The sequence below is a fragment of the Flavobacterium sp. genome (genome assembly GCF_049590715.1).
Lineage (GTDB): Bacteria > Bacteroidota > Bacteroidia > Flavobacteriales > Flavobacteriaceae > Flavobacterium.
Map to the genome: position 1 here is coordinate 24,710 of NZ_JBAWDL010000250.1, position 6,236 is coordinate 30,945.

Below are 6,236 nucleotides of genomic sequence, written 5' to 3' on the forward strand. Positions count from 1 at the left end.
ACTTCATACAGTACTGCTTTATAACATTTGTTCCTTTTATTTAGCCTTTATACTCCATTCAAATTCCATTTCCGAAACCTGAATACCGTTTTCATCAGTTCCTATTGATTTCATCCAAAAAGTTTGTCCTTCTCCATTTAATATACTCAAATGAATTGCTTCTTGAACTTTATATCCATCAACACATTCGAAGATTATTCTACCAGTTGCTTTTTTAGTAAATACTGCTTTATTTTGAGATACTAACATTGATATTTTAATTTTATTTTTTTGAATTTCATTCATTACTAACGCCCCTGTTGTTAGTTCTGCTGCCATGGCTTGGACGGCAAAATACATGGACTGAAACGGATTTTGGTTAATCCAACGATGTTTTACTGAAACGATACAACGATTATTATCGATAAATTTTACGCGCACCCCACAAAGGAAAGCTGAAGGCAATTTGAAAAACAAGAAGGAATTGAGTTTGGAGGCTGTTAGTTTCATTAGGAAAGATTTTATGCTAAAATACGAAAAAATACTATGCATACATACTATTTATATACTCAAGCAAACCCAAAACAAATGGTAAAAACCCTTACTTGTTGCTTTAATATATAGTAATTATAAAATTTGAATAGTAAAAACGACCTACTATTATTCAACTTAAAACAGAATAATTTTCCTAAATATTTATAAAATTCAGCTACCCAAAATGGATGATTTTTTTATATTTGTAAAAAACACTCAAAGCAATTCTAATGAAAAAGTATACTGTTATCCTCCTATTAATTATATGTTCAACAATAACTTTGGCACAAAAGAAAGAAAAAATAAAAGGCTCCAATACTGTAACTACTAAAAATCAAGAGATTAGTGATTTTAAATCTATTGAAGTAAATGATAACATTGAAGTTTACCTTGAAAGAGGCGATAAACCCGCGATAAAAATTGAAGCCGATGACAATCTTCATGAAATTATTACAACTACAGTAACAGAGAATACTTTATCAATAAACACCTCTAAAGAAGCTTATCGCTATAAAAAACTAATCGTTCATGTTACTTATACCAATACTTTGAATTTAATCCAAACCAAAGATAAATCTACTATAAATGCAATCCAAGAATTAGAGTTAGATGCTATTAGCTTAAAATCCTATGGTGATTCAAAAATGTATTTGAACGTTAACTCTCAAAATTTTACTTTAGAGTCCAATGATAAATCTAAAATAGAACTTAATTTAAAATCTGAAAAAGGAAAAATCGTATTGAGTCAAAACGCTACTTTAAAAGCCTTGATAAAAACGATAGATTTTACATGTGATATGTATCAAAAATCAGAGGCTATAATTGAAGGAAACACTACTAACTCCATCATTAGACTCGATAATAATGCGAAATTTATAGGAAATAAATTTAGTGTAAAAGATCTTAATCTTACCGCTGAAAGTTATTCTACCAGTATCGTAAATGCTGAAAATGCCATTACACTTAGCGCTAATGGAAAAGCAGAAGTTCAATTTATAGGAGCTGGAAAACTGGAAATTAAAAACTTTTCAGACGAAGCTAAACTGTTTAAGAAACTGAAATAAAGCTAAAACTTTAATCAAAAAAAAGAGTCCCAACTTCAATGAAATTGGGACTTTTTATATTTTTATAATGACTATTTAGTCTTTTGCAGCCAAATAACGCTCTGCATCTAAGGCAGCCATACAACCTGTTCCTGCAGCAGTAATTGCTTGACGGTATACATGGTCAGCAGCATCACCCGATACAAACACTCCTGGTACATTTGTTTTAGATGAACCTGGTGTATTCACAATGTATCCTGTTTCATCTAGCGTAATGTATTCTTTAAAAATATCAGTATTGGGTTTATGACCAATAGCTACAAAGAATCCAGTAGCTTCAATATCAAAAACTTCTCCAGTTGTTTTATTTTTAGCTCTAACTGCAGTTACCACTTGTTCGTCTCCTAATACTTCAACAGTATCATGATTCATCAATATGGTAATATTTTCTGTTTTACGTACGCGTTCTTCCATAATTTTAGAAGCTCTAAATTTTTCGCTACGAACTAACATCGTTACTTTTTTACATAATTTAGATAAATAATGTGCCTCTTCACAAGCTGAATCTCCTGCTCCAACAATTACTACCTCTTGATTTCTATAGAAAAAACCATCGCATACCGCACAAGCAGAAACACCACCACCCATTTTCAAGTAATGTTGTTCTGAGGGCAACCCCAAATATTTAGCCGAAGCTCCTGTTGAAATAATCACCGTTTCGCAATGCAATTCGATTGTATCATTAATCCAAACCTTATGAATATCTCCAGAAAAATCTACTTTTGTAGCCCATCCATCACGAATATCTGACCCAAAACGTTCTGCTTGTTTTTGTAATTGCACCATCATCTCAGGTCCTGTAACTCCATCAACATATCCTGGGAAATTTTCTACCTCATTAGTCGTTGTCAATTGACCTCCTGGTTGCATCCCTTGGTATAAAACTGGATTCATATTAGCTCTAGCAGCGTAGATAGCAGCAGTATAACCCGCAGGTCCAGAACCTATAATAAGACATTTTATTTTTTCGATTGTATCAGACATAATAATTGTGATTTAATTTTTAAAACGGAACAAAAATAAGTTATAATTAGTAGATTAAAGAATGTTACTAATTAGTTTTTGTTATGCTATAATAAAAAAATACATGCTACTAGTGCAAGAATAAATCAAAACTTTAATAATCAACATCTTAGCGCATTCATACAAATAGAAAATCAACAAAATGTTTCTATTTTTAAATTCTGTCGAGAAACGAGGAATGAAATAAAATAAAAAAATCGGATTCTGATGAACCCGATTTAAAATAATCTAATGTGGCGTTTATTATAAAATGTACCCTTCTTTTTCCAACCTTTTTTCTTTAATTACTTTAAAGAGCATTAAAAATATCTAAAGAAATTTTTAACTAATTGTTATCTACTTTAAAGATAATAAAATTCTTTCAACAAATAACAAAAAGAATTAATTTATTTTTTAATAAATCATTTTTCATTTTATATACATATACACCTAAATATCTTTTAATTTTAGAAAATAAGAATTAATAATAAAACAATAATTATTATTGCTCCTACTGATAAAAACACCCCTTTATTAGTCGTTTTTAAATCTGATTTTATTGACCGAACTTCTTCACGCAGCTCTTTTTTTTCTGAACGGCTTAAAGCTGATTTATCCATTGCTTTGATTTCTTCGAGACGAGATAGCATCACTTTAACTTCAGCTGGCATTTCTTTATTTTCAGATGTTACATTTTTAAGATTTGATTCTGATGCCATTATTGTAGACGGAACAAAACTTAATGATAATATCATTATCATTAAATAAGAAGGAAATTTTTTCATAATCAGTTTGTTTTAATTAATTAAAAGTATTTCATAAAGTTATCCTAAACCCGTTATTCTTCGTTACACTTTTATCCTAAAAATTTATAGAATTCACATCTTTAGTAATATGCTTCTGTAAACCTGATATAATACCATCTTACCTTAAATTTATGTAGACTAAATTTAATGTGAGATGGTATAAATGCGATTATCATGGCTGCTTGAGATTAAAATATTGAAACCTATCCTATCGGGTAATCATACATAATAAATAGCAAGATTACATACCTAAATGACTGTTATTTTGATTTTTGTTAACTTACAATTGTGACAAAAAAAGTATATTTGCATTTATTAGCTCCTCTTGTGAAACATTTTTTCAATGCTTTTTTATTACTTTATTACACCTTTGGGGTAATTTGTTTGCCCATGGGCGATTTTTCCACCATGGCCCATTTGTCTGAAATGTATAGTCATTGTAAGGAAACAGAAGACCCAAATTTGACTGTTTTCGATTTTGTTGGGGAACATTTGATGAATTTGGATATGATTTTTGAAGCGCATGAAAGCGAAGATGATGATGATGACAAACCTCATCAAGTGGTAACTTTTGAATCTCATACTCAAACGACACCGCTGACTGAAAAAATGTTTGTTTTTGAATTTAAAAACAATACTCCTTTTATTCCTTACTACGAAAAAGAAGCTATTACCTTTAAAAATCAATTTTACTTTTACACTCCTAATTTTTCTATTTTTAGACCTCCAATAGGATTGTCTTAATATCATATAAACAAATTAGAAAAATATTATTGTTATTCCAATCTTAAAGTTAGGTTGGAATTAGCATACTATTGAACGTAAAATAAACAAAATTCATGAAAATAAAATTTTTAAATATATTCCTTTTTTTAGGCTTATTGACAAGCCAATTATGGGCACAAAACAAACAAGCAACCGTTTCAGGAATGGTAAAAGAGAATAAAACGAATACCACACTGCCCTTTGTAAATGTAGTATTGAAAACGGCTAACGAAAAAACTTTTGTTATAGGAACAATCACTACTGAAACGGGGCGATTCAAACTAGCGAATATCAAATCTGGGAATTACATCCTTGAGATTTCCTCTTTGGGTTATGCAACGCACGAACAAGAACTATACATTGGTAATTTATCTGATTATTTGGATTTAAAAACCATAGAATTAAGTGAGAACATCAATTCTTTGAAAGAGGTTGTTGTCACTTCCAATAGTACTCCCATTAGCAACAAAATGGATAAAAAAACATTTTCGGTTGCGGATAATATTGCCCAATCAGGAAGTTCCGTTTTGCAAGCCATGCAAAATTTACCGAGTGTAACCGTTCAAGATGGAAAAGTGCAATTGAGAGGTAGTGATAAAGTAATGGTTTTGATTGATGGAAAACAAACGGGTTTGACGGGTTTCGGTAGCCAAAGTGGGCTAGACAACATTCCAGCCTCTGCCATTGATAAAATTGAAATTATCAACAATCCATCGGCCAAATATGATGCGAACGGAAATGCAGGTATTATTAATATTATTTACAAAAAGAATAAGAAAGAAGGTTTTAATGGAAAAGTTGGTTTCACATCAGGATTAGGCGCGTTATGGGTTCGAAAAGAGAACTTGCCTACGATACGCCCTCAGTATACGATGACGCCAAAAATCAACCCTTCGGTATCGTTGAATTATAAGAAAAACAAAATTAATATCTTTTTTCAAGGGGATTATTTATACACGGAAACTTTGAACAAAAATGAATTTGTAACCCGTTATTATGACAATGGCGATATTATTAATTCACAATTAAAAAGAAACCGAAACACGCATTTTACCACCATAAAATCAGGAATTGATTGGAACATTGATGACCAAAATACCTTGACTGTTTCAGGGATGTTTGGAAGCGAAAAAATCATTGACCGTGGCGACCAACCTTTTTTCAATGCTGATTTTTCTCATAGAAGAAGATTATGGCAGTTTCTTGAGGATGAGTTGAAAACAACTGTTATGGCTACCGCTGCTTACCAACATAAATTCAAAGAGCCAGGAAGGTTGCTGAATATTGGTTTTAACTATACCTTTCATAGAGAAGACGAAAAATACTTTTATGACAATATTTTAGAAGGATCAACAGGAACGGATGCTTTCAAATTATTATCTGATGAAAAAGTGTATGATTTGAATGTGGATTACATTGAACCTTTAGAACATGGTCGTATTGAAACAGGAATTAAATTCCGCAAGAGAGATATCCCAACTAATATGGATTTTCAACCTGGAAGCAATTCGGTTATTGATCCTAGTGCTGGTGGTCCAGCTACTTATAAAGAGTTGATTCCAGCCGTGTATGGAAACTATGTTTTTGAAAGTTTGAAATGGGAAGCGGAACTAGGATTGCGTCTTGAATATGTTGATTTGAATTACGAAGTAAATCCGGATCACAATACCTATAAAAGTGATGGCTACCACTACACACAGCCTTTCCCTAATATGCGACTGGCTTACAAATTTAATGATGATAATAAAATATCGCTGTTTTTTAACCGAAGAGTGGATAGACCCAATGAAGTCGACATTCGAATTTTTCCTAAATACGATGATGCCGAAATTATCAAAGTTGGAAATCCGATGTTGAAACCTCAGTTTACCAATTCTCTGGAATTAGGATATAAAAAAAGCTGGGAAAAAGGAAATCTGTATACGGCACTTTACCATCGTTTTGCTGACGGAACTATAACCCGAATTTCAAGTACGGTGTCGGGAAGTGAAATCATTTATGCTACTTTTCAGAATGTAAATAAAAGTTACAATTCAGGAATCGAAAT

General features: G+C 31.5%; 6 protein-coding genes. 3 read left to right on the forward strand and 3 right to left on the reverse strand.

The genetic code is table 11. The annotated features are described in order from the left end of the window. Positions 1 to 36: 36 nt before the first annotated feature. Entirely contained in the window at positions 37 to 489 is a 453-nt protein-coding gene (locus WBQ70_RS11365; RefSeq protein WP_423914232.1) for a DUF4442 domain-containing protein, read from the reverse strand. Between the two features lie 254 nt (positions 490 to 743). Between WBQ70_RS11365 and WBQ70_RS11370 the strand changes: the two genes are divergently transcribed. Then, a complete protein-coding gene (locus tag WBQ70_RS11370; protein WP_423914235.1) occupies positions 744 to 1,577 on the forward strand; it encodes a GIN domain-containing protein in 834 nt (277 codons plus the stop codon). 75 nt (positions 1,578 to 1,652) lie between these two features. Here WBQ70_RS11370 and trxB read toward each other — a convergent pair whose 3' ends face one another. Both trxB and WBQ70_RS11380 read right to left on the reverse strand, forming a co-directional pair. Beyond that, positions 1,653 to 2,600: a thioredoxin-disulfide reductase gene (gene trxB, locus WBQ70_RS11375; RefSeq protein ID WP_423914237.1), complete on the reverse strand. Its 948-nt coding sequence runs from the start codon at positions 2,598 to 2,600 to the stop codon at positions 1,653 to 1,655. 485 nt (positions 2,601 to 3,085) lie between these two features. Continuing rightward, complete coding sequence (locus WBQ70_RS11380; protein WP_423914239.1) at positions 3,086 to 3,403, reverse strand: hypothetical protein; 318 nt, start codon at positions 3,401 to 3,403, stop codon at positions 3,086 to 3,088. 309 nt (positions 3,404 to 3,712) lie between these two features. Between WBQ70_RS11380 and WBQ70_RS11385 the strand changes: the two genes are divergently transcribed. Together WBQ70_RS11385 and WBQ70_RS11390 are read left to right on the forward strand one after the other, a co-directional pair. Next, entirely contained in the window at positions 3,713 to 4,168 is a 456-nt protein-coding gene (locus WBQ70_RS11385) for a hypothetical protein (protein ID WP_423914242.1), read from the forward strand. Between the two features lie 95 nt (positions 4,169 to 4,263). After that, positions 4,264 to 6,236: TonB-dependent receptor domain-containing protein (locus WBQ70_RS11390; protein ID WP_423914244.1), on the forward strand; the 1,973-nt coding region annotated here is incomplete at its 3' end.